The 25263-nt window shown below is 48.7% G+C and carries 21 protein-coding genes; 3 read left to right on the forward strand and 18 right to left on the reverse strand.

Annotation, left to right across the window (positions count from 1 at the left end):
• The 10 genes from ACFSUO_RS08650 to rpoE form a co-directional block, all read right to left on the reverse strand.
• On the reverse strand, positions 1-590 hold a 590-nt coding region (locus ACFSUO_RS08650), incomplete at its 3' end, for a thymidine kinase (protein WP_382393092.1).
• 82 nt (positions 591-672) lie between these two features.
• Positions 673-876, reverse strand: a complete 204-nt coding sequence (locus ACFSUO_RS08655) for a hypothetical protein (RefSeq protein WP_382393094.1) — start codon at positions 874-876, stop codon at positions 673-675.
• A 117-nt stretch (positions 877-993) separates the two neighbouring features.
• Positions 994-1239, reverse strand: coding sequence for a type B 50S ribosomal protein L31 (locus ACFSUO_RS08660; protein WP_382393096.1), 246 nt, complete (start codon positions 1237-1239; stop codon positions 994-996).
• A 156-nt stretch (positions 1240-1395) separates the two neighbouring features.
• Positions 1396-2676: a transcription termination factor Rho gene (gene rho / locus ACFSUO_RS08665; RefSeq protein WP_382393098.1), complete on the reverse strand. Its 1281-nt coding sequence runs from the start codon at positions 2674-2676 to the stop codon at positions 1396-1398.
• A gap of 743 nt (positions 2677-3419) precedes the next feature.
• Complete coding sequence (gene glpX / locus ACFSUO_RS08670; protein WP_382393100.1) at positions 3420-4388, reverse strand: class II fructose-bisphosphatase; 969 nt, start codon at positions 4386-4388, stop codon at positions 3420-3422.
• A gap of 366 nt (positions 4389-4754) precedes the next feature.
• A complete protein-coding gene (locus ACFSUO_RS08675) occupies positions 4755-6041 on the reverse strand; it encodes a UDP-N-acetylglucosamine 1-carboxyvinyltransferase (protein WP_382393102.1) in 1287 nt (428 codons plus the stop codon).
• A 154-nt stretch (positions 6042-6195) separates the two neighbouring features.
• A complete protein-coding gene (gene fsa, locus ACFSUO_RS08680) occupies positions 6196-6837 on the reverse strand; it encodes a fructose-6-phosphate aldolase (protein ID WP_382393104.1) in 642 nt (213 codons plus the stop codon).
• 285 nt (positions 6838-7122) lie between these two features.
• Entirely contained in the window at positions 7123-7485 is a 363-nt protein-coding gene (locus tag ACFSUO_RS08685; protein ID WP_382393106.1) for a response regulator, read from the reverse strand.
• Between the two features lie 193 nt (positions 7486-7678).
• Entirely contained in the window at positions 7679-9277 is a 1599-nt protein-coding gene (locus ACFSUO_RS08690) for a CTP synthase (protein WP_382393108.1), read from the reverse strand.
• 749 nt (positions 9278-10026) lie between these two features.
• Complete coding sequence (gene rpoE / locus ACFSUO_RS08695; RefSeq protein ID WP_382393110.1) at positions 10027-10566, reverse strand: DNA-directed RNA polymerase subunit delta; 540 nt, start codon at positions 10564-10566, stop codon at positions 10027-10029.
• Positions 10567-10655: 89 nt separating this feature from the next.
• On the opposite strand from rpoE, the gene ACFSUO_RS08700 reads away from it, so the two are divergent.
• Entirely contained in the window at positions 10656-10949 is a 294-nt protein-coding gene (locus ACFSUO_RS08700) for a hypothetical protein (protein WP_382393112.1), read from the forward strand.
• 414 nt (positions 10950-11363) lie between these two features.
• Here the strand turns inward: ACFSUO_RS08700 and icmF are convergent, their stop codons facing one another.
• The 3 genes from icmF to meaB are packed head-to-tail and all read right to left on the reverse strand — an operon-like array spanning position 11364 to position 16191.
• A complete protein-coding gene (gene icmF / locus ACFSUO_RS08705) occupies positions 11364-14600 on the reverse strand; it encodes a fused isobutyryl-CoA mutase/GTPase IcmF (RefSeq protein ID WP_382393114.1) in 3237 nt (1078 codons plus the stop codon).
• Positions 14601-14621: 21 nt separating this feature from the next.
• The gene (locus ACFSUO_RS08710) at positions 14622-15260 is read right to left on the reverse strand and encodes a TetR/AcrR family transcriptional regulator (protein WP_382393116.1); all 639 of its coding nucleotides are present in this window, start codon (positions 15258-15260) and stop codon (positions 14622-14624) included.
• Positions 15250-16191 (reverse strand): methylmalonyl Co-A mutase-associated GTPase MeaB, encoded by a 942-nt coding sequence (gene meaB, locus ACFSUO_RS08715; RefSeq protein WP_382393118.1) that lies wholly within the window; start codon positions 16189-16191, stop codon positions 15250-15252. The genes ACFSUO_RS08710 and meaB overlap by 11 nt, the downstream gene beginning before the upstream one ends.
• Positions 16192-16475: 284 nt before the next feature.
• Here meaB and ACFSUO_RS08720 point away from each other — a divergent pair, with 284 nt between their 5' ends.
• Positions 16476-16613, forward strand: a complete 138-nt coding sequence (locus ACFSUO_RS08720; RefSeq protein WP_382393120.1) for a hypothetical protein — start codon at positions 16476-16478, stop codon at positions 16611-16613.
• Between the two features lie 109 nt (positions 16614-16722).
• Here ACFSUO_RS08720 and ACFSUO_RS08725 read toward each other — a convergent pair whose 3' ends face one another.
• From ACFSUO_RS08725 to ACFSUO_RS08745, 5 genes are all read right to left on the reverse strand, one after another.
• Complete coding sequence (locus tag ACFSUO_RS08725; protein ID WP_382393122.1) at positions 16723-17862, reverse strand: acyl-CoA dehydrogenase; 1140 nt, start codon at positions 17860-17862, stop codon at positions 16723-16725.
• A gap of 40 nt (positions 17863-17902) precedes the next feature.
• Positions 17903-19042, reverse strand: coding sequence for an acyl-CoA dehydrogenase (locus tag ACFSUO_RS08730; protein WP_382393124.1), 1140 nt, complete (start codon positions 19040-19042; stop codon positions 17903-17905).
• Positions 19043-19084: 42 nt separating this feature from the next.
• On the reverse strand, positions 19085-19939 hold the full coding sequence (locus ACFSUO_RS08735; RefSeq protein WP_382393126.1) for a 3-hydroxybutyryl-CoA dehydrogenase: 855 nt from the start codon (positions 19937-19939) through the stop codon (positions 19085-19087).
• A 550-nt stretch (positions 19940-20489) separates the two neighbouring features.
• The gene (locus tag ACFSUO_RS08740) at positions 20490-21677 is read right to left on the reverse strand and encodes an acetyl-CoA C-acetyltransferase (RefSeq protein WP_382393128.1); all 1188 of its coding nucleotides are present in this window, start codon (positions 21675-21677) and stop codon (positions 20490-20492) included.
• Positions 21678-22149: 472 nt separating this feature from the next.
• The gene (locus tag ACFSUO_RS08745; protein ID WP_382393130.1) at positions 22150-24258 is read right to left on the reverse strand and encodes a heterodisulfide reductase-related iron-sulfur binding cluster; all 2109 of its coding nucleotides are present in this window, start codon (positions 24256-24258) and stop codon (positions 22150-22152) included.
• Positions 24259-24790: 532 nt separating this feature from the next.
• On the opposite strand from ACFSUO_RS08745, the gene ACFSUO_RS08750 reads away from it, so the two are divergent.
• The gene (locus tag ACFSUO_RS08750; RefSeq protein WP_382393168.1) at positions 24791-25222 is read left to right on the forward strand and encodes a hypothetical protein; all 432 of its coding nucleotides are present in this window, start codon (positions 24791-24793) and stop codon (positions 25220-25222) included.
• The last annotated feature ends 41 nt before the right edge of the window (positions 25223-25263 follow it).

Here is a 25263-nt window from a genome sequence, read left to right on the forward strand (position 1 = left end):
ACTACACTGGGTTTGTTCGGAACATCATGATGATGGCGGCACCTTGGTTCGTACGATTCCGAAGCCCCAACCAGGATAACCGGATCATCGAAGGAAGCAGGCTTCCCATTAATCAGCCGCTGCGTACGGCTTGCGGGAGATCCGCAAATCGGGCAGATGGCATTTAGCTTGGAGACAGACTCACTTTGGGCCATGAGCTTTGGCATCGGTCCGAATGGCTCGCCGCGAAAATTGGTGTCGAGACCGGCCACAATCACACGTACACCGTTGTTTGCCAGCTCGTTTGCAGCGGCGACAATCGCCTCATCAAAAAATTGTACTTCATCAATGCCGATAACATCCAATTTCTGATCATCGAGACTGTCCAGCAATTCCGCAGCATTCCTCACCGGACGTGCCATAATCGTCGTTCCATTGTGGGAAGCAACGGACTCATCGGCAAATCGGTCGTCAATCGATGGTTTAAATACCCGCACCGATAAATTGCCGTATGTTGCTCGACGCACCCGCCGAATAAGCTCCTCCGACTTTCCGGAGAACATACTGCCGCAAATTACTTCCACCCAGCCGCTTTGTTTCATAACATGCATGTCGGGATCTCCCTTCAAAAATTGTATTCTGCCACCTGTCGTTCAGCTGCTGTTTGTTTGTTTTTATTTAACCATTTAAAAGTCAGTCTTTGCCAACATGAAAAAAGTATGTAGCTATATATGGAAAATAGCTTGATTTGAAAGTGAAAAAACAGGCAACAAAAGTTCCTTTGCCTGTTTTCTCTAAAGTCACGCCACTAAAGGACGGTTCAGTTTTAACTGGATCGGCTTCGTGTGCTAGCAGCTCGTGTCGCCGCTGACCAAGCACATTCAGCTTTTTAGTCAATCCAGTTCCGCCTCCCATGGGCTCGTGTCATAAGCAATGGACACTTCAAACGCCAAAAACCGGGCGTTTTACGGTCCCTTGCTTATGCAGTCGCCCATAACCGGTCGGCTCCACTTTTTATTTCATATTATATTTTTTCTTGAATCGGTCGACGCGGCCGCCGGCTTTGTCAGCTTTTTGCTTACCTGTGTAGAACGGGTGTGAAGCGGAGCTGATCTCCGTGCGAATCAATGGATACGTGTTACCATCTTCCCATTCGATGGTTTCATCTGATGTGGCTGTTGAGCCGCTCAGGAATTTAAAATCCGAGCTCGTATCCAAAAATACGACCTTTCTGTATTCCGGATGGATTTCGTTTTTCATATTTTTTCCACTCCTTTTTGCCCTGTATCCTGTGGAAACAGAGTTATTGCAAGAGCCGTAACAGGTATTCACTATACCTTATCCAAACTCACATAAAAAGATTATAACAGCGTGCGGTCATGATTGCAATAGCAAGCAATCATTTCCGCCCCGCATTTACACTTTCGTCTTTTTCCGCTTCATTTCTTCATCCATCTGCTGGAAAAACTCCTCATTGTTTTTCGTTCCGCGCAGACGTTTCAGGAAGCGGTCAAGGAAGTTATGGGAGTCCTGCATCGTTTTGCGGATGGCCCAGATTTTATCAAGATGTTCTTTGGAGACAAGCAGCTCTTCCTTCCGGGTACCTGATTTCAGAATGTCGATGGAAGGGAAAATTCTGCGTTCGGCAAGGCTGCGATCAAGGTGCAGCTCCATGTTGCCTGTTCCTTTAAATTCTTCATAAATAACGTCATCCATTCGTGAGCCGGTATCCACGAGTGCTGTTGCCAGGACGGTGAAACTTCCGCCTTCCTCAATATTTCTTGCCGCCCCGAAGAACCGTTTCGGACGGTGAAATGCTGCCGGGTCAATACCACCGGAAAGTGTACGGCCGCTTGGTGGAATGACTAGGTTATATGCACGGGCAAGCCTGGTGATGCTGTCCATTAAAACGATGACGTCCCGCTTATGTTCAACCAGACGCATCGCACGTTCGAGGACAAGCTCCGATACTTTGATATGGCTCTCCGGCACTTCATCAAACGTCGAGCTGACAACGTCTACATCCCCATGGACCGACCGTTCAATATCCGTCACTTCTTCCGGACGCTCGTCCACCAGCAAAATAATCAGCTTCGCATCGGGATGATTGGTCGAAATACTATTGGCCACTTCCTTCAGCAGCATGGTCTTACCTGCTTTCGGCGGTGCCACAATCAGGCCGCGCTGGCCAAATCCAATCGGAGTCATTAAGTCAATGATGCGGGTCGATAAGTTTTTCGGCTGCCGCTCAAGCTGCATGAACCGATCCGGATACAATGCCGTGAGTGCTGGAAAATGCACCCGTTCCTTGGCTGTTTCCGGATCTTCCCCATTTACTGCGTCAACGTGCAGCAGCCCATAATAGCGTTCATTTTCTTTTGGCGGACGCACTTTCCCGGATACTTTATCACCGTTGCGCAAATCGAACCTGCGAATCTGTGAAGCGGAAATGTAAATGTCCTCTGCACTCGGGGAATAGTTGATTGGTCTGAGGAAGCCAAATCCTTCTGATGGGATAATCTCCAGTATTCCATCCATAAACAGGAAACCGTCTTTTTCTGCCTGTGCTTTTAATATAGCAAAGATAAGTTCCCGTTTTGTTAGTTTTGCATAATATGATACTTTATATTCCCTCGCTAGAGCATAGATTTCTTTCAGCGTCAATGTCTCCAGATGGGAAATGCTTAATGATGCCATTCAATCACCACACCTATTCATTTTTTCCATTAAAGTTTCTGATACACCGATTGATCAGCTGTTTAACCAATGTATGTACGAGTAAATATTCATGTAACCGACGTTTGTTTTTTCTTTTTGTATTGCTTTCTGGCAGGTTTCAGGCATGTGCACGCTGCAGCGATAGCCGCTTTCAAATGGAATAATTAAATAATAGCTGTTTCTCTTTAGTGCGCCTGAAAGTATAAAAGAAATGGAAGAGTTGTCGGAAGCTAGAATAGAAGTTTGTCTACCTATATATTATTGCCGTTTATTCCAATGAATAAACATCTACCATGATACCCTTTTCTCCGTCAATAATCAACTCTATTTTTTACTTTTATATGAAAACAAATGATCGATAGTGGGGATGGTATTTAAGAGAAGTTGTTGAAAAAGGGGGGAAGGCCGGATTGGCGGCTTTCCTCCCTTTTCTTTCTTGGTTGCAATAGTCTTATAAAAGGTTGTTCAAAAAGTCCGGTGAAAATGACACATCGAATTACTTCGTTAGCTTGCTTTTCCGTTCCTTGGAAAAGCAATACACTTTTCCTGCATGCGATGCGGGTTCAGGGAAGCTTTCCTTGTGCTCATGTATTAAAAGCATACATTCCGCTACTCGGGAGCTCACGCCGCCTCGAACTTCTTGGTCCTTTTTATCTTCCTTTTTAAACACGCATTATAAAATAAGCGTTATGGTTTGCACGCCGTCCGTGTTTTGCCGCTATTTATGGCTGGATGACGAGGTTTGGTTTTTTCTTCAGGCTGTGTTCACCATCAATGAAACGGACGGTTCCACTTTTGGCACGCATGACAACGGTTTGGGTCGTTGCTTTCATGCCTTTGAAACGGACGCCCTGCAGCAGTTCGCCGTCAGTTACCCCTGTTGCGGCAAAGATCGCATCATCGCCACCGCAGAAATCGTCCATGTAATACACTTTTTCCAAGTCGTCAATACCCATGCTGCTACAGCGGGTAACTTCTTCGTCACTGGACGGCATTAGTTTTCCCTGGATTTCGCCGCCAAGGCATTTCAGCGCGACGGCACTAAGCACTCCCTCCGGCGCACCGCCAATGCCCATCAAAATATCAACGCCAGTGTCTTCAAAAGCCGTATTCATTGCTGCGGCGACATCACCATCCGGAATCAGCTTGATACGTGCTCCCGCATCACGGATCTCCTCAATAAGTTCCGCATGCCGCGGTCGGTCGAGAACGATGGCTGTCATGTCTTCCACTGCTTTGTTCCGGGCTTTGGCAACTGCTTCGAGATTATCTTTTACCGAGGCATTGATGTCGATTTTGCCAACCGACTCGGGGCCAACAGCGATTTTCTTCATGTACATGTCAGGGGCATGCAGCAGTTTTTTCTCATCGGCAATCGCAATCACCGCCAGCGCGTTCCACGTACCCTGAGCAACGATGCTCGTGCCTTCCAGGGGATCGACGGCGATATCTACTTTCGGACCGGATCCCGTACCGAGTTTCTCACCGATATAGAGCATCGGGGCCTCGTCGATTTCCCCTTCACCGATGACAACGGTCCCCTGCATTGGAATTGTATCAAAAACATCGCGCATGGCGGACGTTGCTGCATCGTCTGCTTCGTTCTTTTTGCCGCGGCCCATCCAGCGTGCCGATGATTGAGCGGCAGCCTCTGTAACGCGGACGATTTCCATTGTTAAACTTCTTTCCATAGTTCCCTCTCCTTTTTCGTAAAAGTATCCTCATCCCAAAAGGATTTACATATGGAGGGGTCTTAGGCTGCTCTATTTTTTAGCCATTTTTATTACGCAGGCGTTGCGACAGGACAAGGAAAGCTCCGGCAGCGATGCATCGCACGAAGAAAAAGCGATCTACCTTTTCGAGGTCGTCGCGCTCCTAGCCTGCAAAGTCGCCTACGCTTTTGCATCATCCAGCTCCGGCTCCTAGCGACTAGCGAGACTTCCTGACTCCTCCCTGCGATAAGTCAACGTCGAATCGCTCCGCTCTTCGCGTTTCCTTTATCTCAGTCGGAGCAGTCCAGTCCGTACGTCGCTGACCAGTCGCCTACGCTTTTGCTGTTACGAATTCTGAAATTGTTCGATTTCTTGTTCGTTCATTTCTTCCCGCCATACATTGGCGCCGAGGCTGTTCAGTTTATCTGTAATCTTTTCATAGCCGCGGTCAATGTGTTCAATACCGGTGATTTCAGTAACTCCGTTGGCCATCAGACCGGCAATCACCAGGGATGCACCTGCACGGAGGTCACTAGCTCTCACGCGGGCGCCTTCCAGCTGGACAGGACCTGACACAATCGCTGAGCCGCCCTGAACTTTAATGGAGGCATTCATGCGCCGCAGTTCATCAATGTGTTTCAAACGTGCAGAATAGATGGTATCCGTCACAACGCCCGTGTTGGCCGCTTTGGTCAAAAGCGTTGTAAAGGGCTGCTGCAAATCGGTTGGAAAGCCGGGGTATACCAATGTTTTAATGTCGACACTGCGGAGTGGATCTTTAGGCGCTATATACAGCTGCTCGTCGCCTTCCTCAATCGTCACACCCATTTCCCGCAGTTTTGCCAGTACTGACTCCAGATGCTGTGAAATCACATTATCTATAATCACTTCATTCCCCTGGGCCGCAGCGGTAATCGCATAGGTTCCGGCTTCAATCCGATCCGGGATGATCACATGCTGGCATCCGTTTAATGTTGGCACCCCTTCAATCCGGATGACATCAGTGCCGACACCTTTAATCTTTGCCCCCATATTGGTCAAGAGTGTTGCTACATCAATAATTTCCGGTTCCTTTGCAGCATTCTCAATAATGGTTTTGCCTTTTGCTTTCACAGCCGCCAGCATAATATTAATGGTCGCACCCACACTGACCACATCGAGGTAAATCCTAGCACCGCGGAGTTCATTGGCTCGGATGTAAATGGCACCCTGCTCGTTGGTGACCTCGGCTCCTAATGCTTCAAATCCCTTAATATGCTGGTCAATCGGACGCGGTCCTAAATGACAGCCACCAGGAAGGCCAATGACAGCTTGGTTGAATTTGCCAAGCATCGCACCCATGAAGTAGTAAGAGGCCCGGAGTTTTTTGACTTTCCCATTCGGAAGTGGCATGGACACCATATTCGAAGGATCAATATGTACCGTCTGCCCGTCCCAGCTGACTTCACCGCCAATCTCCTCAAGCAGGCCTCCGAGTGTGTACACATCGGATATGTTCGGCAGCCCTTCAATCGCCACATGGGAATCTGCCAGAAGTGCAGCAGGCAAGAGCGCTACAGCACTGTTTTTCGCCCCATTGACCCGGACTTTTCCATTTAACAAGTGACCGCCTTCAATCATTATCTTTTGCAATTGCGAGCACCTCATTTCTTGACGAACACGTGAGTTTTCAGCGAATGCCCCGGTTTAGCTGCAGCCCCTGCTGATCATTTCAAGACAGGGTATCAAGCAGCGGGGTGCACCCGCTTTTCACCTTATCCTGCACGCTTTTTCCAGTTTTATGCATTTAAATTGATTTGTTCCAGTCGGCAAGAAATTTCTCGATTCCCTGATCTGTCAATGGGTGTTTTACAAGCTGTCCGAACACTTTATACGGAATCGTCGCAATATGGGCACCGTTCTTAGCCGCATCCATCACATGCAGCGGGTGTCTGATCGATGCTGCAATGATTTCCGTATCAATTTCATGTAACTCGAACATTTCCCTGATGGACGCAATCAGCTCCATACCATCATGGCCAATGTCGTCCAACCGGCCAAGGAAAGGCGATACGTACGATGCTCCGGCACGGGCAGCGAGCAATGCCTGATTAGCGTTGAAAATCAGGGTGACGTTCGTTTTAATATTTTTATCGCTGAACGCTTTGACTGCTTTCAGTCCTTCCAGCGTCATCGGTACTTTTACCGTGATATTCGGTGCGATAGCTGCAAGTTCTTCCCCTTCTTGAATCATGCCTGGTGCATCTTCGGAAATTACTTCGGCGCTGACAGAACCGGATACTTCATCCGTAATTTCCTTCAGGCGTTCATGGAAAGAGACCCCTTCCTTGGAAACGAGGCTCGGGTTTGTTGTCACCCCGGCCAGTACACCAAGTTCATTGGCAGACCGCACTTCTTCAATGCTGGCAGTATCGACAAAAAATTTCATTTGCCTATCCCTCTACTTTCATAAAATTGTATGTATCACTTAACTCGTTATCCTAACGTCCATTTTAGATATAGCAAGACCAAACGCATATTTAACACTACAGTATTAGAATACCAATTAGCGTGCAAAGTCGCAAGAAGAAATGCAAATGTGCAGGCACAGCCCGTGAATTTTTTGGACTTGCCTGCACATCGGTCAGGTTCGCTCTTTGCTATTTTAGAATCCACATAAGCACCCACATTTGGAAAATCTGTTTCGTAACGTATGTATAAAGGCAATGTGATTTTACTCTAATATGCTTCTGGTGAATTCACAGACTTCCTCTACGTTGAACGGTTTAGCAAGCACTTCTTTCACAATCTCAAATTGTTGTGATTCTTTCATGATGTCTTCAGACAGACCGCTCATAACAATCGCCGGAATGGTAAACTGATCCTTTTCCAACTGTTCCAGCACCTGTACACCGTCAACAACCGGGAGCTTGTAGTGAAGCATGAGCAAGTCAAACGAACCTGCATATAGTGAATCAAGTGCTTCCTGGCCGGTTTCCGCAGTCGTTACACGATACCCTTGACTCGTAAAAATTTCTGTTAGCAGCATGCGGATGCCTGGCTGGTCATCCACCACCAGTATTTCCTTTTTTCCCATTAGACCTGCCATCCCCCAAACTTTTATTCTCCTCACGTCCTACATATTCTACAAAGATTAGCAAATTCCTTCTATTTAAAGAACAGAAATAATGCCGACTTTGGCGAAAAACGCGTGATTATGCGGTTTATAGAACAAAAGACCTAAATAAGAGACGAATGAACGTTCTCTATTTAGGTCTTTTTCAGTATTTTTAATTTTGGGCGGCAGCACCGACAAATCCGTAAAATAACGCTTGCGGATTGGTCGGACGTGATTTAAATTCCGGATGGTACTGGCAAGCGACAAACCATGGATGATCGGCCAGTTCAATTGTTTCGACGAGCCGGCCGTCAGGGCTTGTACCGGAAATAATCATGCCATTATCCTTTAGTGCCTCCCGGTAATCATTATTAAATTCATAACGGTGGCGGTGACGTTCATTTACAATGTCTTCATCACCATAGGCTTGCTTTGTTTTCGTATTTTCGGCCAGTTTGCATGGATAAACCCCAAGCCGCAATGTTCCACCCATATCGGAAATATTTTTTTGCTCTGGCAGCAGGTCGATAACTGGGTATGGTGTATCCGGATTGATTTCGGCCGAATGCGCATCTTCCAGCCCAACGACATTTCGGGCAAATTCTACTGTAGCCAGCTGCATTCCAAGACAGATGCCTAAGAATGGGACATTGTTTTCCCGGGCATAGCGGATAGCCTCGAGTTTGCCGTCAATACCGCGATCCCCGAAGCCGCCAGGAACCAGAATGCCGTCCACTTGCTTCAGTTCTTGCCGGATAAATTCATTATCAAGCTGTTCCGAGTTGATCCATTTAACTTTGACATCGGTATCAAATGCATAGCCTGCATGTTTCAGCGCTTCAACGACGGACAGATACGCATCTGGAAGCTCGACGTACTTGCCGACAAGTGCGATTTCCGTTGTTCCGGACAGATGCCGCACGCGGTGGAGGAGTTCATTCCAATCACGCATATCCGCCTCCTCGCACGCCAGCCCAAGATGGTCGCATACCAATTGGTCAAGATGCTGATTCTGCAGGGCTATCGGCACCTGGTATAATGTATCCGCATCACGCATTTCAATGACGGCATTTTTATCCGTATCACAGAACAGCGCTATTTTCTCTTTCATTTCTGTACTGATGGCCAGTTCGGAGCGCAAGACAATGGCGTCAGGCTGAATTCCGAGTGAGCGGAGTTCCTTCACACTATGCTGGGTTGGCTTTGTTTTCACTTCGCCCGCCGCTTTAATATACGGGACAAGTGTACAGTGAATGTACATGACATGATCTTTACCAATGTCGCTCTTTATTTGGCGAATGGCTTCAAGGAATGGCAGTGACTCAATATCCCCGACGGTCCCGCCGATTTCCGTAATCACAACATCTGCTTTAGTCGCCTGACCGGCACGGAAAACTTGTTCCTTAATTTCATTGGTAATATGCGGGATCACTTGGACAGTACCGCCAAGATAGTCACCGCGGCGTTCTTTCTTAATCACACTGGAATATACTTTCCCGGTTGTGATATTGCTGTATTTATTCAAATTGATGTCGATAAACCGCTCGTAATGACCAAGGTCCAGGTCTGTTTCTGCACCGTCTTCGGTTACAAACACTTCCCCATGCTGGTACGGACTCATCGTTCCTGGGTCCACATTGATGTACGGGTCAAACTTCTGGATGGTCACTTTCAGTCCGCGATTTTTCAGCAGCCTGCCAAGAGAAGCGGCTGTTATCCCTTTGCCGAGTGATGAAACGACACCACCGGTTACAAAAATATACTTCGTCACTGGTCATCCCTCTTTCTTCCGTGTAAAAGTTACATCATAGTTGCGATACTCCTGGTTCCTATTAGGTTCTGCTGTATTGTTGGCGTTAACCATGAAGACTCTTTTCGTAAACGTTGTTATTTTTCCAGTGCAGTCGATCAAAACCGCGACACACTGCAAACAATTGTTGATTTCCGCTCCCGGCAGTCGCTTTCACCACGGGCATAAGTGCGACATCTGCTCAAGCTCTCGTTCGCTTTCGTAGTGTCTTCTTTACCGCGGGCAACGCTTCAGCTTCCTCCAGGATCTTCAGCCGCCCGCTTTCCCGCAGGAGTCGACTGCCCCTACGCTCCAATCAACCAGTGCATTAGCAACAATAATGGTAAGAAATCGAATAGCATAAAACCAGCGGAGGAAATACACGGAGACTCCTGTGGGAGCAGAGGCCTAGATGAGACCCCGCAGTGCAAAGCACGAGGAGGCTCATCAGCCGCCCACGGAAAGCGAAGTGTATTTCTGGAGCGGTATTCCAACCATCATCTCGATCTACGTCGCAGTTTATAGAAACTGTTAAGCAGGGTTTCATCCTCTAGAGTGACGCAAAAAGCAACAGTCTTTTAGAAAACAGCCTTCATATAACAACCACTTATAGCAGCTACCATTAAAAAAAGCGCTTCCCCCGGTGGAACAGGGGAAGCGCTTGGTTCGTCGATTTTAGCGAGCCCAATGAAAATTGTAAGCCTATGTGTTTTAAAAGTCAAGCAGCCTTTTTATTTAAGATCCTCATCGTCGCCTTCTTTTTCATCGCTTTCAAATTCCTGATCGATGCCTTCAGTGTCTGCATCAAAGTCATCGCCTTCATCCAGATCCAGTTCGTCGATATCATCATCAAGCAGATCCTCATCAATATCAAGGTCCTCATCGGCAGCTGGTTTTTCGGGCTTTTCAGGCTTCTCGGGTTCTTTTTCTTTTTTCGTTTCTTTCTTTGTTTCTTTTTGCTGCTTTTTCTTTTTGGTCTTTTTCTTGGCTGCCACATTAACTTCTTCGTCCATCTGGTCAACAGGATACCAGCGCTTCAACCCCCAGATTCCTGAACCAGCCATCAGAAAACGGCCATCGACTGTCAGATCTGTATAAAATTGTGCAATGAATTCTTGTTTTTGTTCATCGGTGAACCCTTTAAATGCTGCTGTTTTGTCATAAAGTTCGTTAAAGTCCATTGCTTTGTGCTCTTCCAGTAAAATTTCATTTGCAATTTCCAGCATTGATTTTACTTCCAGTTCTTCGCGGCTGTATTCTTTCAAACTCACGATACCGCACTCCCTTTTTCATATATTTCATCAGTAGGCCATGATGCCTGATAAATGACACACACTAATTGCACGATTACCTAGCAGCAGTGGAAATATACTCCGACGCACAGGATAAGGAACGCTACGGCAGCGATGCATCGCACGCAGAAAAAGTGCTTTCCTTTTTAAAGGACGTGCTAGTGCAGGCGTTGGTGATTGTCATTGCAATTTCAACCTGCCCGTATTCCGCAGTAGTCTCGCATATTTCCACTTTATCATATCCCTTAAATCATACCATCCATTATAAACAAATCTCAATGGAATATGCCAGCAGAAACCATATTTTTACCTGTATTGCCTTTTGCTGGCCCGAATATGCAGGCTTTGCTGCTGGGGAATAATCCGTGGTTCACACTTAATACAAACAGAACAGAAAGTGGCTGGGACATAACGAAACCATCAATATGAAAGAATTGTAACCACCGCTACAGAAAAATACTTTGCTGATTAAGGTGGAAACCCATTATAGTAAATGAAACGCTGCTGAACACTTTTATATAATGCGACGAAACTGCTACGTTGATTTCCGTTCCAGCCAGTCGCTTTCACCCCAGGGCATAAGCGCGACATCTACTCAAGTTCTCTTCGTTCGCTTTCGTAGTGTCTTCTTTACCGCGGGCAACGCTTCAGCAAAGGAAAAACCCGAACTGCTCCAACATCTAACAGGCAAGATGTTGGATCATCGTTCGGGTTTTTCGTTGCTTTCATTCTTTTGTCCCGGCCTGTCGATATCCGCAGGCGTTATCCTGCGTCGTTTACATATTGCGGCGGTATTGGCCGCCCACTTCGTACAATGCATTGGTAATCTGCCCGAGACTGGCCACTTTAACCGTTTCCATCAGCTCGGCGAAAATGTTGCCTCCTGAAGCTGCCACTTGTTTCAGCCGTTCGAGGGCAGGCCCCGACGCTTCTTTATTGGCATCCTGAAATTTCTTCAATTCACTGATCTGGTGCTCTTTTTCCTCTTTGGACGCACGGGCAAGCTCCATAGAGTCAATTTGCTCGCCAGAAGATGGGTTCGGGTTCAGGTACGTATTGACCCCAACAATCGGAAGTTCCCCGGAATGTTTTTTTCCTTCATAGTAAAGTGATTCTTCCTGGATTTTGCCGCGCTGGTATTGGCGTTCCATCGCACCGAGGACACCACCACGGTCGTTCATTTTCTCAAATTCCTGGAGCACGGCCTCTTCAACGAGATCAGTCAGCTCCTCTACAATGAACGAGCCTTGCAGTGAATTCTCCGTCTTAGTCAGGCCAAATTCTTTATTAATGATCATTTGAATAGCCATTGCCCGGCGCACTGATTCTTCCGTTGGTGTCGTAATCGCTTCGTCGTACGCATTCGTGTGCAAGGAATTCGTGTTGTCCTGAATCGCCAAGAGTGCTTGCAGTGTCGTCCGGATATCGTTAAAATCGATTTCCTGTGCGTGCAGCGAGCGTCCGGAAGTCTGGATATGGTACTTCAGCTTCTGGCTCCGTTCATTCGCCTCGTATTTATCGCGCATGACAATCGCCCAGATGCGGCGGGCAACCCGGCCAATCACCGTATATTCCGGATCGAGTCCATTAGAGAAGAAAAAGGACAGATTCGATGCAAATTTGTTCACGTCCATGCCCCTGCTCAAGTAATACTCCACATATGTGAATCCGTTGGCAAGCGTGAAGGCCAGCTGTGTGATTGGATTGGCACCTGCTTCCGCAATATGATAGCCGGAAATCGACACCGAGTAATAGTTGCGGACATGTTTATCAATAAAATACTGCTGAATGTCGCCCATCATTCTTAGGGCAAATTCGGTTGAGAAAATGCACGTGTTCTGGCCTTGATCTTCTTTCAAAATATCCGCCTGCACCGTACCGCGGACAATAGATATCGTGTCATCTTTTAAACTTTCGTATTCTTCCGCGGACGGCTCACGCCCGTTTTCCGACCGGAATTTATCCAGCTGCTGATCAATAGCCGTATTGAAAAACATCGCCAGAATGATCGGTGCCGGTCCATTGATGGTCATCGATACCGATGTTTTCGGATCGGTCAGATCAAAGCCGTCATACAGCTTTTTCATGTCATCGAGTGTACAAATGTTGACCCCGCTTTCGCCGACTTTCCCATATATGTCCGGGCGTGTTGCCGGGTCCTCACCGTATAGAGTGACTGAATCAAACGCCGTGGACAGCCGTTTTGCCTCACTGTCTTTCGATAAATAGTGAAAACGGCGATTCGTCCGCTCCGGTGTTCCTTCGCCGGCAAATTGGCGGGTCGGGTCTTCCCCTTCACGTTTAAGCGGGAAAACGCCTGCTGTGAACGGGAATGCACCAGGCAGATTTTCTTTCATGAGCCATTCAAGGCGCTCGCCCCAGTCTTCATATTTTGGCAGGATGACTTTAGGGATCTTCAGTCCGGAAATGGATTCTGTCGTCAGTTCCATTTCAAATTGCTTGTCACGGACAGTGTACACCAGCTTGTCACCGCTATACTGCTCCACGAGGTTATCCCAAGCGTCCAGCTGCTTTTTGGCGGATGGATCCATTCTTTCTTCGTAGTTTTGAATGGCGCTGTCGATGGACTTGGCACCTGTTTCATCATCCAGCTCCTGCTTCGCCCCTTCTAGCCGGTAAAGTTTCCGGGCAATGTCACGCTGCTCGTTCGTATGTTTGTGATACTGGCGCACATGGGTGGCGATTTCGCGCAAATAATGCCGGCGTTCATTCGTGATAATCATGTTTTGTTTTTCGGCAATGGTGTTCCGGTCAAAATCGACCTGCTCATCCCAGCCGTACCGTTCACATAATGTATCGATCATCGTAGCAAACAATGCATTCGTGCCAGCATCGTTAAACTGGCTGGCAATCGTGCCGAATACCGGGAATTTTTCCTTGTCCTGGCCGAACAGCAGATGGCTGCGCTCATATTGCTTGCGCACCTGATTCAGTGCATCTTCCGAACCTTTCTGCTCATACTTGTTGATGACAATGAAATCGGCAAAATCAATCATGTCAATTTTCTCCAGCTGGGAAGGCGCACCGAATTCAGCCGTCATGACGTACATCGACAGGTCGGTAATATCCGTGATGGCGGCATCCCCCTGACCGATGCCGCTCGTTTCGACGATTATAAAGTCGTAGCTGGCTGCACGGACAACATCGATAATTTCCTGCAATGATTTGGCTAGTTCTGTCCGGGATTCGCGTGTGGCCAATGAGCGCATGTAAACACGGTCGTTAAAAATGGCATTCATCCGGATTCGGTCACCGAGGAGCGCTCCGCCAGTTTTCTTTTTCGTCGGGTCAATGGAAATGATGGCGATTTTTTTATCTGGGATTTCGTTGACAAATCGGCGGATCAGCTCATCGGTCAATGAGCTTTTTCCGGCACCGCCCGTTCCGGTGATTCCAATCGCCGGTGCCTGATTTGACGCTGCACGCAGGGAGTTAAGTACCGCGTTAAGCTCGTCATCGTCCTTATTATTTTCCATGTATGTGATGAAGCGTGCCACTGCCTGACGTTCCCCAGCATATAATTTATCCCAGTTGTCATCCAGGTCATAGGAAGGCACGAAATCACATTCTTCGAGCATCTCGTTGATCATGCCCTGGAGTCCCAGCTCCCGTCCATTGTCCGGCGAAAAAATGCGGGCGACACCGTAATCTTCCAACTCTTTAATTTCCCGTGGAATGATGACGCCGCCGCCACCGCCATAGACGCGAATGTGGCCGGCACCCAGTTCATTGAGCAAATCAACCATATATTTAAAGTATTCAACATGACCACCCTGATAGGATGAAATCGCAATCCCCTGGGCGTCTTCCTGAATTGCTGCGTACACCACTTCTTCCACCGAGCGGTTATGCCCGAGGTGAACAACCTCTGCCCCGCTCGACTGGAGAATTCGCCGCATAATGTTGATGGACGCATCATGCCCGTCATACAGGCTGGACGCCGTCACAAAGCGGACAGGGTTCACTGGTTTATAAATTTGCACTTGCTCCATGATTCATTATCCCCCTTTATATTATTCCGTACTTGCTGCCGTCTCGCCATCAACCGAAAGCGCTTGCAATACATAGTGCGTTTGCCGTTCGATATACGCCTCCAGGGTGAATTGCTTTTGCAGCATCCACCGTCTGAATCCCCACATCTGCCCCTGCACAAAAATATTGTTGGCAATCAGAGCAGCATCCTGGCTGGAGATGGATTCCGGCAGACAGGCAACAATCACTTTTTCCAGCATGCCGACCATATCACGCTCCTTTTCGAGGACGTATTCTTTCGATTCCTTTTTCAGCGATTTGACTTCCTGGTACATGATGATGACTTCCTCCTGCATGTCATCCATAAGACGGAAGTACGATGCCACTACCCGTTTAAGATTGGCAACAGAGGGGCTATTCCAGTCAATGGCCGCTTCCAGGCGCTCCCTTACCTGCTGATAAATCGCATCACAGACGAGAAAAAGCACATCTTCCTTCGTGCGAATGTATTCGTATAGCGTACCGATGCTAAAGCCTGATTCTTTGGCGATCTCCCGGGTGGTTGTACGGTGGAACCCTTTCTCTTTAAACAGCGTGATTGCCCCTTTGATCATTTGGCCGCGGCGCTTCTCAATCAGTTCCGCATCCTTCACATTGGAAAGGACTGAATCATCCGTCATTTGGCCGCCCCCCTTCCTCTTTCCACTTCGCAAAAATCGTTTTGGCCAGCCGATACGGATCACTGTCCGCAGCAATGGCTGTATCCGATGTTTCGATATAGGCCCTTACCTCGCGCCAGATTTCTTCCCTGATAAGCTCATACACCTCAAGCTCCTGCTGCCGTTTGCGCCGTTGTTTGCCTGCTTCAGTCTGGTACAAATAATCATGATGATCCTGAATGGCTTGCCACAGTTTATCGATTCCTTTGTTTTCCGTTGTAATCGTTTTGATGATGGGCAAATCTTGCGGATCCGCAGCGGTCATCATGACGAGTTCTTTCAGGAGTGCTTTTAGCTTGCCGACCCCATGGAGATCCGCTTTGTTGATGACAAACAAATCGGCTATCTCCATGATGCCGGCTTTAAAAACCTGCAGCACATCACCACTGTTCGGCGTCAGGACAAGTGCTGTCGTGTCAGCAATTTTCATAATATCCAGCTCAGACTGGCCGACGCCGACCGTTTCAATGACGACCACATCAAACCCATACGCATCACAAATCCGGACCGCATCTTTCGTCGCACGCGCCAGCCCGCCGAGACTCCCGCGTGTTGCCATACTGCGAATGTACACACCGTCATCGGTGAAATGTTCGTTCATGCGAACCCGATCACCAAGCAGTGCACCACCACTGAACGGACTCGTCGGGTCGACCGCAATCACCGCAATCGTTTTGTCCGCATTGCGCACATGGGTGATCAACCGGTTCACGAGCGAGCTCTTGCCGGCACCCGGAGACCCGGTAATCCCGACATAGACCGCCTGCTTCTGCTGGGAAAACACATCACTCAGCATCGCTAGCTTATCCGGATCGTCATTTTCCGTTATCGTTATCGCCCGGGCAAGCGCACGTATATTTTGTTGGTTCATTTGTTCGACAAGATGGTGCATGGATATTGGTACATCCTTTCTAGTGCGGCCGGGTTGCTGTGCCGCGGAATTTTGTGGCGCCCTCGCTCGATTCGTGGGCGCTCTCGCTCGAGTTGCGGTGCGTGTCGCTCGAGTTGCGGGCGCTCTCGCTCGAGTTGCGGCGGCTGTCGCTCGAGTTGCGGCGGCTGTCGCTCGAGTTGCGGGCGCGTGTCGCTCGAGTTGCGGCGCGTGTCGCTCGAGTTGCGGGCGCTCTCGCTCGAGTTGCGGCGGCTGTCGCTCGAGTTGCGGGCGCTCTCGCTCGAGTTGTGGCGCCCTCGCTCGAGTTGCGGCGGCTGTCGCTCGAGTTGCGGCGGCTGTCGCTCGAGTTGCGGGCGCTCTCGCTCGTTCGGCCCGACCCTTTAAATGGCCCGGAAATTGTGACAACATCGGTGAAAAAATTGTGAACATCGGGCTAAATGGCGACAACATCGGCGAAAATCGTGTGAACTTCGGCCGATACTGTGACAACTTCAGTCAAATCTTCGGGACAAGGAACCTGTCCCCACGTCCCAGTTACTTCGTGAGCATTCTTCCGATGACGAGGCGCTGGATTTCGTTGGTACCTTCGTAAATTTGGGTGATTTTAGCGTCACGCATGTAGCGCTCGACCGGGTAATCTTTTGTGTAGCCGTACCCGCCGAAAACTTGGACTGCTTCCGTTGTAATTCGCATCGCCGCATCACCGGCAAACAGTTTGGACATGGCCGAGGCTTTGCCGTATGGCTTTCCTTCTGATTCGAGCCAGGCCGCCTGGTAGGTTAATAGACGGGAGGATTCCACGTCGGTCGCCATGTCGGCGAGTTTGAACGAAATGCCCTGGTTGGCAGCGATTGGCTTACCGAACTGTTCCCGCTCTTTCGCATAATCCACCGCGGCATCGAGCGCTCCTTGCGCAATGCCAAGTGCCTGTGCGGCAATCCCGTTGCGCCCGCCGTCAAGAGTGGACATGGCAATCTTAAAACCTTGCCCTTCCTCGCCGAGCATGTTTTCTTTCGGGATGCGACAGTTTTCAAAAATAAGTTCGGTTGTTGGTGACGAACGGATGCCAAGTTTCTTTTCTTTTTTGCCGAATGTGAAGCCTTCCGTACCCTTTTCGACAATAAATGCACTGATGCCTTTATGTTTCGCCTCCGGATCGGTCATGGCGAACACAACGTAAAGGTCAGCCACACCGCCATTGGTGATCCACACTTTATTGCCATTCAGAATGTAATCGTCACCATCCTTTTTGGCGACCGTTTTCATCGCCGCTGCATCACTGCCGGAACCTGGCTCTGACAATGCATACGCGCCAAGGGCCTCCCCTGTTGCCAAGCGATGCAGGAATGTTTTCTTCTGCTCTTCATTTCCATATTTATAGATCGGCCAGCTGGCAAGTGATAGGTGTGCGGATAGCGTGACACCTGTAGAGGCACAGACACGTGACAGTTCTTCCACAGCAATGACATAACTGACAAAATCAGACCCGATTCCGCCATATTCTTCTGGCCACGGTATACCTGTTAGGCCAAGTTCAGCCATTTTGTCAAAAATCGCACGGTCAAAGCGTTCTTCTTCGTCCCGTTCCGCAGCGGTTGGTTCTACATCATTTTTTGCAAAATCGCGCACCATTTTGCGCAGCATTTCTTGTTCTTCAGTCAATTGAAAATTCATTGTGTATGATCCCCTTTCCTTGTTGGACGCTCTGCCGGTTTTAGCGCAGCAGGTTTTTCGCGATTACTTTATGCTGGATTTCATTTGTGCCTTCGTAAATTTCCGTCACTTTTGCATCACGGAAAAAGCGTTCTACCGGGTAATCTTCGGTGTAGCCGTACCCGCCGTACACTTGCACTGCCTCAATCGCCGCTTTTCGTGCTGTTTTAGATGCGTACATTTTGGCCATGGATGCTTCTTTGCTGCATGGGGCGTTACGCTGTACGAGTGATGCCGCCTGATAGGTTAATAGTTTGGCAGCTTCGACTTCTGTGGCCATGTCAGCAAGTTTGAACGAGATGCCCTGGTTCTTGGCAATTGGCTGGCCGAATTGTTCCCGTTCACCCGCATAGGCTGAAGCATGCTCCAGCGCCGCTTCACCGATCCCCAGCGCCTGGGCTGCGATGCCGATGCGGCCGACATTTAAGTTGGCCATGGCAATTTTGAACCCGTCGCCCTCTGTGCCAAGCAACTGTTCCTTGGAAACGGCACAATTGTCAAAACTAAGTTCAACGGTGCTGGAGCCGTGCAGCCCCATTTTCCGTTCTGCTTTCCCGATGACAAGGCCTGGTGTATCTTTTTCGACAATAAACGCGCTGATCCCTTTGGACCCCTCTGCATCACCTGTTCGGGCAAACGTAATATATGTATCCGCCTCCCCGCCATTCGTGATAAACATTTTAGACCCGTTTAAAATATATTGGTCTCCATCTTTGACAGCCTTCGTCCGCATGCTCGCCGCATCGGATCCTGCGCCTGGCTCGGTCAGGGCAAACGCACCAAGAAATTCTCCGGAAGCAAGCTTTGGCAAATAATACGCCTTTTGTTTATCAGTGCCAAACGTTAGAATCGGATTGGTGCCGACCGATGTGTGAACGGATAAAATCACGCCGAGTGCCGCACTCACCTTGGACAGCTCGTTAATCGCGATGATGTAGGATGTGTAATCCATTCCGCTGCCGCCATATTCTTCAGGGATCGGGATTCCCATCAAGCCAAGTCCGCCCATCTTTTTTATCAATTCTTTAGGAAACCGTTCTTCCCGTTCCATGCGATCCACTTCTGGCTGGACTTCCTTTTCGGCAAAATCACGGACCATGCGGCGCATCATTTCCTGTTCTTCGGTCAATTGCAAATTCATCGCTATGTCCTCCTCCTGGTCAATCTTAGCTGCTAATTATGTTTAGGACTCATATTGGTAAAATCCGCGCCCTGATTTTTTGCCGAGCCAGCCGGCATTGACATACTTCCGCAACAGCGGGCATGGGCGGTATTTGCTGTCTTTATATCCGTCATGGAGCACTTCCATAATGTAGAGGCATGTATCCAGGCCGATAAAGTCAGCCAGTGTCAGTGGCCCCATCGGATGGTTCATGCCAAGCTTCATCACCGTGTCCACATCTTCCACCGAAGCCACGCCTTCATGAACGGCAAAAATAGCTTCATTGATCATCGGCATTAAAATGCGGTTGGCCGCAAAGCCTGGTGCATCGTCCACTTCAACCGACGTCTTGGATAAGGCGGTCGCCATCTCTTCCACTTTTTTGTACGTCGCATCACTCGTCTGCAGGCCGCGGATAATCTCAACCAGCTTCATGACAGGAACCGGATTCATAAAATGCATGCCAATTACCTGGTCGGGACGGTTTGTTGTCGCCGCAATTTCCGTAATGGGCAGGGATGAAGTATTCGTTGCCAAAATGGCGTGTGCCGGTGCGTTTGCATCAAGCTCACGGAACACATTCGCCTTCACATCCATATTCTCCACAATCGCTTCAATCGCCATATCGCACTGGCTTACGTCCTGTATCTCTATAGCGGGTTTAAGCCGGTCAAGGGTATCCTGTTTCTCATGTTCATTGATGCGTGATTTTTCCACCGCCCTGGTCAGGCGTTTTCGGATACCTTCCATTCCTTTGTCAAGTCCTTGCTGGTTCGCATCATGCAATAAAACGTCGTAACCGGATTGGGCGCAGACCTGGGCAATTCCTGCACCCATCTGCCCCGCGCCGATTACCATTACTTTTTGGATTGTCATTGTAGTGCCTCCTTCGCGGACATTTTTTATGGATCCTTTCGTAAAAATATGGTTTCTTTATTGCGAAATTGATATAAACTGCGACACTGCTGCAATGCTGATTTCCACTCCGGGCAGTCGCTTTCACCCCAGGGCATAAGCGCGACATCTACTCAAGCTCTCTTCGCTCGCTTTCGTAGTGTCTTCTTTACCGCGGGCAACGCTTCAGCTTTCTGTGGGATCTTCAGCTGTTGCTTTTCCCGCAGGAGTCGACTGCTCTCCGCTCCAATCAACCAGTGCGTTAGCAGCAACAATGGTAAGAAGTCGAATAGCACAAAACCAGCGGAGGAAATACACGGAGACTCCTGCGGGAACAGTGGCCTATGTGAGACCCCGCAGAACGGAGTTCGAGGAGGCTCACGGGTCACCCGCGGAAAGCGGAGTGTATTTCCGGAGCGGTGTCATGGGAACTAAACCATTTCTTCGAGTTACGTCACAGCTTATATATTTTGTGTTAAAAGCAACAACCTTTTAGAAAACAGCTTTACCTGAAATACTGTTCTGCCTGGCGTTAGTTGGCTGGTACCTCTACTAATACGGCATCCCCCTGGCCGCCGCCACTGCAAATAGCTGCGATGCCAAGACCGCCACCCTGGCGTTTCAGTTCATGTATCAGCGTCAGGATTATACGTGCGCCACTTGCGCCAATCGGATGGCCGAGTGCGACCGCGCCACCGTTTACGTTGATTTTTTCCGGATCGATATCTGCTATTTTACCGCTTGCGAGTGAGACTGCTGCAAAAGCTTCGTTAATCTCAAACCGAGCGATATCCTGTTTGGAATAGCCGGTTTTTTCCAGTAGTTTATTGATGACAAGTCCCGGTGTTTTTGGAAAATCCTTGGACTCAACCGCTACTTCCGCGTGGCCGAGAATGTTGGCCATTGGTGCTTTTCCAAGTTCCTGCGCCTTTTCATCAGACATGACAACAAAAGCGCCGGCACCATCATTCACGCCCGGTGCGTTCCCAGCGGTAATCGTTCCGTCCCGGTCAAATGCAGGGCCCAACTTAGCCAGTTTCTCCGGATTTGTGTCTCTGCGTGGTGCTTCATCGGTGTCAACGACAATTGGATCACCTTTTCTCTGTGGCACGTCAACCGGCACAATTTCATCGGCAAATTTACCTTCATCAATGGCTTTCACGGCCCGCTGGTGGCTGCGGTATGACCACTCATCCTGCGCTTCTCTCGTCAAGCCGTATTCTTCTGCGGTACTGTTGCCGTAACTGCCCATATGAACGCCGGCAAAAGAACAAGTGAGTCCGTCGTGCACCATCATATCGACTGCTTTTTTATCGCCCATGCGGTGTCCCCAGCGAGCATCCGGCAAAATATACGGCGCATTGCTCATGCTTTCCATCCCACCCGCGACAACGACATCCTCATCACCGGCACGAATCAGCTGATCGGCAAGCGTAACACTGCGCAGTCCGGAAGCACACACTTTATTAATCGTTTCCGTTTTAACATCCCATGGAATGCCAGCATCCCGTGCTGCCTGCCTGGATGGAATCTGCCCTTGGCCGCCTTGCAGCACCGTTCCCATGATTACTTCATCAACCGCCTCGCCGTCCAAATCAGCACGGTTCAGCGCCTCCCGGATTGCTGTACCTCCGAGCTGAGAGGCTGTCAGCTGCTTCAGGCTTCCTCCAAAATTGCCAAATGGCGTCCGTGCACCGGACACAATAACTGCTTTACGCATAACACAACCATCCTTCCTTCGTAATAGATTTGTAGATTTATAGGCTAACGGTTTCTTTTTTGACCGAACGCTCGCTCAGTCATGGGCTTAGAAAAACTCGGCATTTGCCTTATCCTTTAGCAAATGCCGAAGTATTGCTTATAAGGTCATCCATCATTTATACTATCTGACGTTGCAAAAGAGGGGAGGGGGTGTCGTCCCCTCTTTTTGTGATTCGTACTGTTTATGGTGCAGGCGCGCGTGTTGCTTACCGCGTAATTTGATGCTGTTGTCGCGCGACTTTCTCGATTTTCGCGCGAATTTGGACTCGGGCCGCGCGAGTTTTGGTCCGGGGCGCGCGAGTTTTGGCCCGGCTCGCGCGACTTTGGGACCGGGTCGCACGACTTTCTCGATTTTCGCGCGAGTTTTGGCCCGGGTCGCGCGACTTTTCCGGTTTTCGCGCGACTTTGGGTCCGGGTGCCATCCTCCCGTCCTAGGCTGATTGTTGCTGGTCGTCGGTGAGTACGGATAATGCGAGTATTTCGGCTACGTCCATGGTACTGATATCTTCTTCCACTTCTTTTGCTTTTGTGCCGTCGCTGATCATGGTGAGGCAGAATGGGCATGCGCTGGATATCATGGTTGATTCAGTTTGCATGGCCTGTTCGGTACGGGCGACGTTAATCCGGTTTCCGGTTGTGTCTTCCGTCCACATCAGGCCGCCGCCAGCACCACAACACATGCCATTTTCCCTGCTGCGGTCCATTTCTACCAGGTCAAGGCCTGGGATGGACTTCAAAATTTCCCTCGGCGGGTCGTATACGCCGTTGTACCGGCCCAGATAACAGGAATCATGGTACGTGAGCCGCTGATTGATCGGCCGATCGGGTTTCAGTTTGCCATTCATCACCAGGTCATACAGCATTTGTGTATGGTGATAGACTTCTGCTTCAAAACCAAAATCCGGGTACTCATTTTTGAAAATGTTATAAGCATGCGGGTCGATGGTTACAATCTTTTTCACATCATGCTTTTCGAATTCTTTTATATTTTTCTCGGCGATTTCCTGGAACAAAAACTCGTTCCCGATGCGGCGTGCCGTATCCCCGGAGTTCTGCTCCTTGTTGCCGAGGATAGCAAAGCTAATGCCGGCCTGGTTCATCAATTTGGCAAACGCGAGTGCAATTTTCTGGCTGCGGTTGTCAAATGAACCCATTGAACTGACCCAGAACAGATACTCAAAATCTTTTTCCTCTTTCTTTAGTTCTTTTATCGTCGGGATGTAAGCCTCCTCATCTTGTTCGCGCCACTTGATGCGGTCTTTTTTGGACAGCCCCCATGGATTGCCCTGACGCTCGATGTTCATAACAGCGCGCTGGGCATCCGGGTCCATTTTACCTTCTGTCATAACCAGATAGCGGCGCATATCGATAATCGTGCCGACGTGTTCATTCATGACCGGGCAAGCATCTTCACAGGCACGGCATGTTGTACAGCCAGAAAGTTCTTCTTCCGTGATGACATCCCCAATCAGGCTGACGCTTTCCATGCCTGCTGCCGCTTCACTTGCCCCCTGCCCAGCAAGCTCGTTTCCTTTCGTTCCGGAAAACGCATAGGAAGGAACCCATGGCGATTTGCCTGTGACAGCTGCGCCTTTTTCCGTCAGATGATCGCGGACTTTCACCATAATATCCATCGGCGACAGCATTTTTCCGGTCCCTGCAGCTGGACAGACATCCGTACAACGACCGCATTCCACACATGCGTAAAAATCAATCATCTGGTGCTGTTCGAAATCTTCCACCTTGCCGACACCAAACGAAATTTCATCCTCATTTTGCTCGTCGTCAATATCAAAATCTATCGGTTTTAATTTGCCTGGTACGCGCTTACTCAAGAATACGTTAATAGGCGCTGCAATCAAGTGTGCGTGCTTGGACTGCGGCACATAAACTAAAAATGCCAGTATGGTAACCGTGTGAATCCACCAGAAAACGTAGAATAACACCATGGCAGCGGTTTGCGGCAGCCATCCAAATGCAAGAGCTATTAAACTGGCAACCGGTTCGGTCCAAGTTGCAGCATCCCCGTGCCAGACAATCATCATTCCGTTGCCAAGCAGTACAGACAGCATCAATGTTCCAATGAATAACAGCACAAGACCTGCTTTAAACCCGCGTTTCAAACGGACGATTTTTTCAATATAGCGGCGGTAAAACGCCCATACAACGGCTACCAGGATCATTAATGTCACAAGTTCCTGGAAAAACGTGAATCCCGGATAGAACATGCCAAACGGCAAATGATTCCCCGGTGCCAATCCTTTTACAAACATATCAATAGCCCCGAACTGCACGAGCAGGAACCCGTAGAACATCATCACGTGAATGGTTCCGGACTTTTTATCTTTTAATAGTTTCGACTGGCCAAAAACTATTTTGCCAACGCGGCGGAAGCGTTCTTTAAAATCCCGGTCAAACTCAGACTTTTTCCCAAGCTTGATATAGGAAACACGCGTCGCCACCACTTTGGCGAATAGGTAAACGCCATAAATGACAATCGCAGTGAATGCTATCCAATTCACTGTCAAAAATATGTCCATGATGCACTTCCCCCTTTATTTGTAGTATAACGGAAAATGATAACGATTGCATTAATTTGAAAATAAAAAACCGCCAGCACTTTAATACTATGATTCTACTTATACTTTATATGATGAGTGATCATTCAGTCAACCAATTTTTGAAAATTATGCACAAAATGTTGCTGAAGTCGAATTTTGTGGGAAAATAACACTTTTTTGGAAATGCGTACGATTGTAGTAGTAGAAGAGGACCCCGCTCGTATTGAGGTGGGTAGATTTGAGGTGGCCTCTCGCTCGATTTGAGTTGGGCGTCGCTCGTTTTGTGGCGCGTGTCGCTCGAATTGACGCGGCTCTCGCTCGATTTGGGCTGGCGTCGCTCGATTTAACCTGCTCAAGCCACCGCTCAGTTTCAACCTGCCGCTTAGACCGGGACAATAAGCCTGTCCCCGTGTTCCGCCCAAGTTTTTTAGATACCCAGTGTATAAAATTTGTACTAATTGTACAAATTGTACATAACATGGTAGTGTAGGAGGTGAAAGGGTGATTGAGTATGTTAAAAGAATATCGTTTTTCAGCAGCCAGACAGAACTTTACAACTGTTTTTGATGATGTACAGAATTTTATTCCCTCATTGATTAAAGCGCGGAAGCAGACAGAGACGGATGGTGTTATTTTAAGCCGTTCAATGCTTGCTGAGACCCTGGGGCAATATACATTTGACATTGATATACGCTTAGAAAACGACGGAACCTATTGGGCCTGGATTATGCCATTGAATGATTATGCTATGGGAGATACTGAAGAGGAATGTAAACGGGCAGCTGCAGAAACAGCCCGGGAATTTGCTGAGGATTTCATGAATGAGCCTTATATGTTCCAGGCCAAAAATACACGCACTCTTACCCCGTATGCTTTGCGTATTTTGCTCTGTGATACCAAAGAAGATATTGAACAATTACTATTTGGAGAAGAAGTTGCCTAAATTCAGGGATTTAAAACGCTACTGTGAGCGAAACGGGTGGG

Origin of the sequence: Lentibacillus juripiscarius, assembly GCF_042685205.1 — a bacterium.
Lineage (GTDB): Bacteria > Bacillota > Bacilli > Bacillales > Amphibacillaceae > Lentibacillus > Lentibacillus juripiscarius.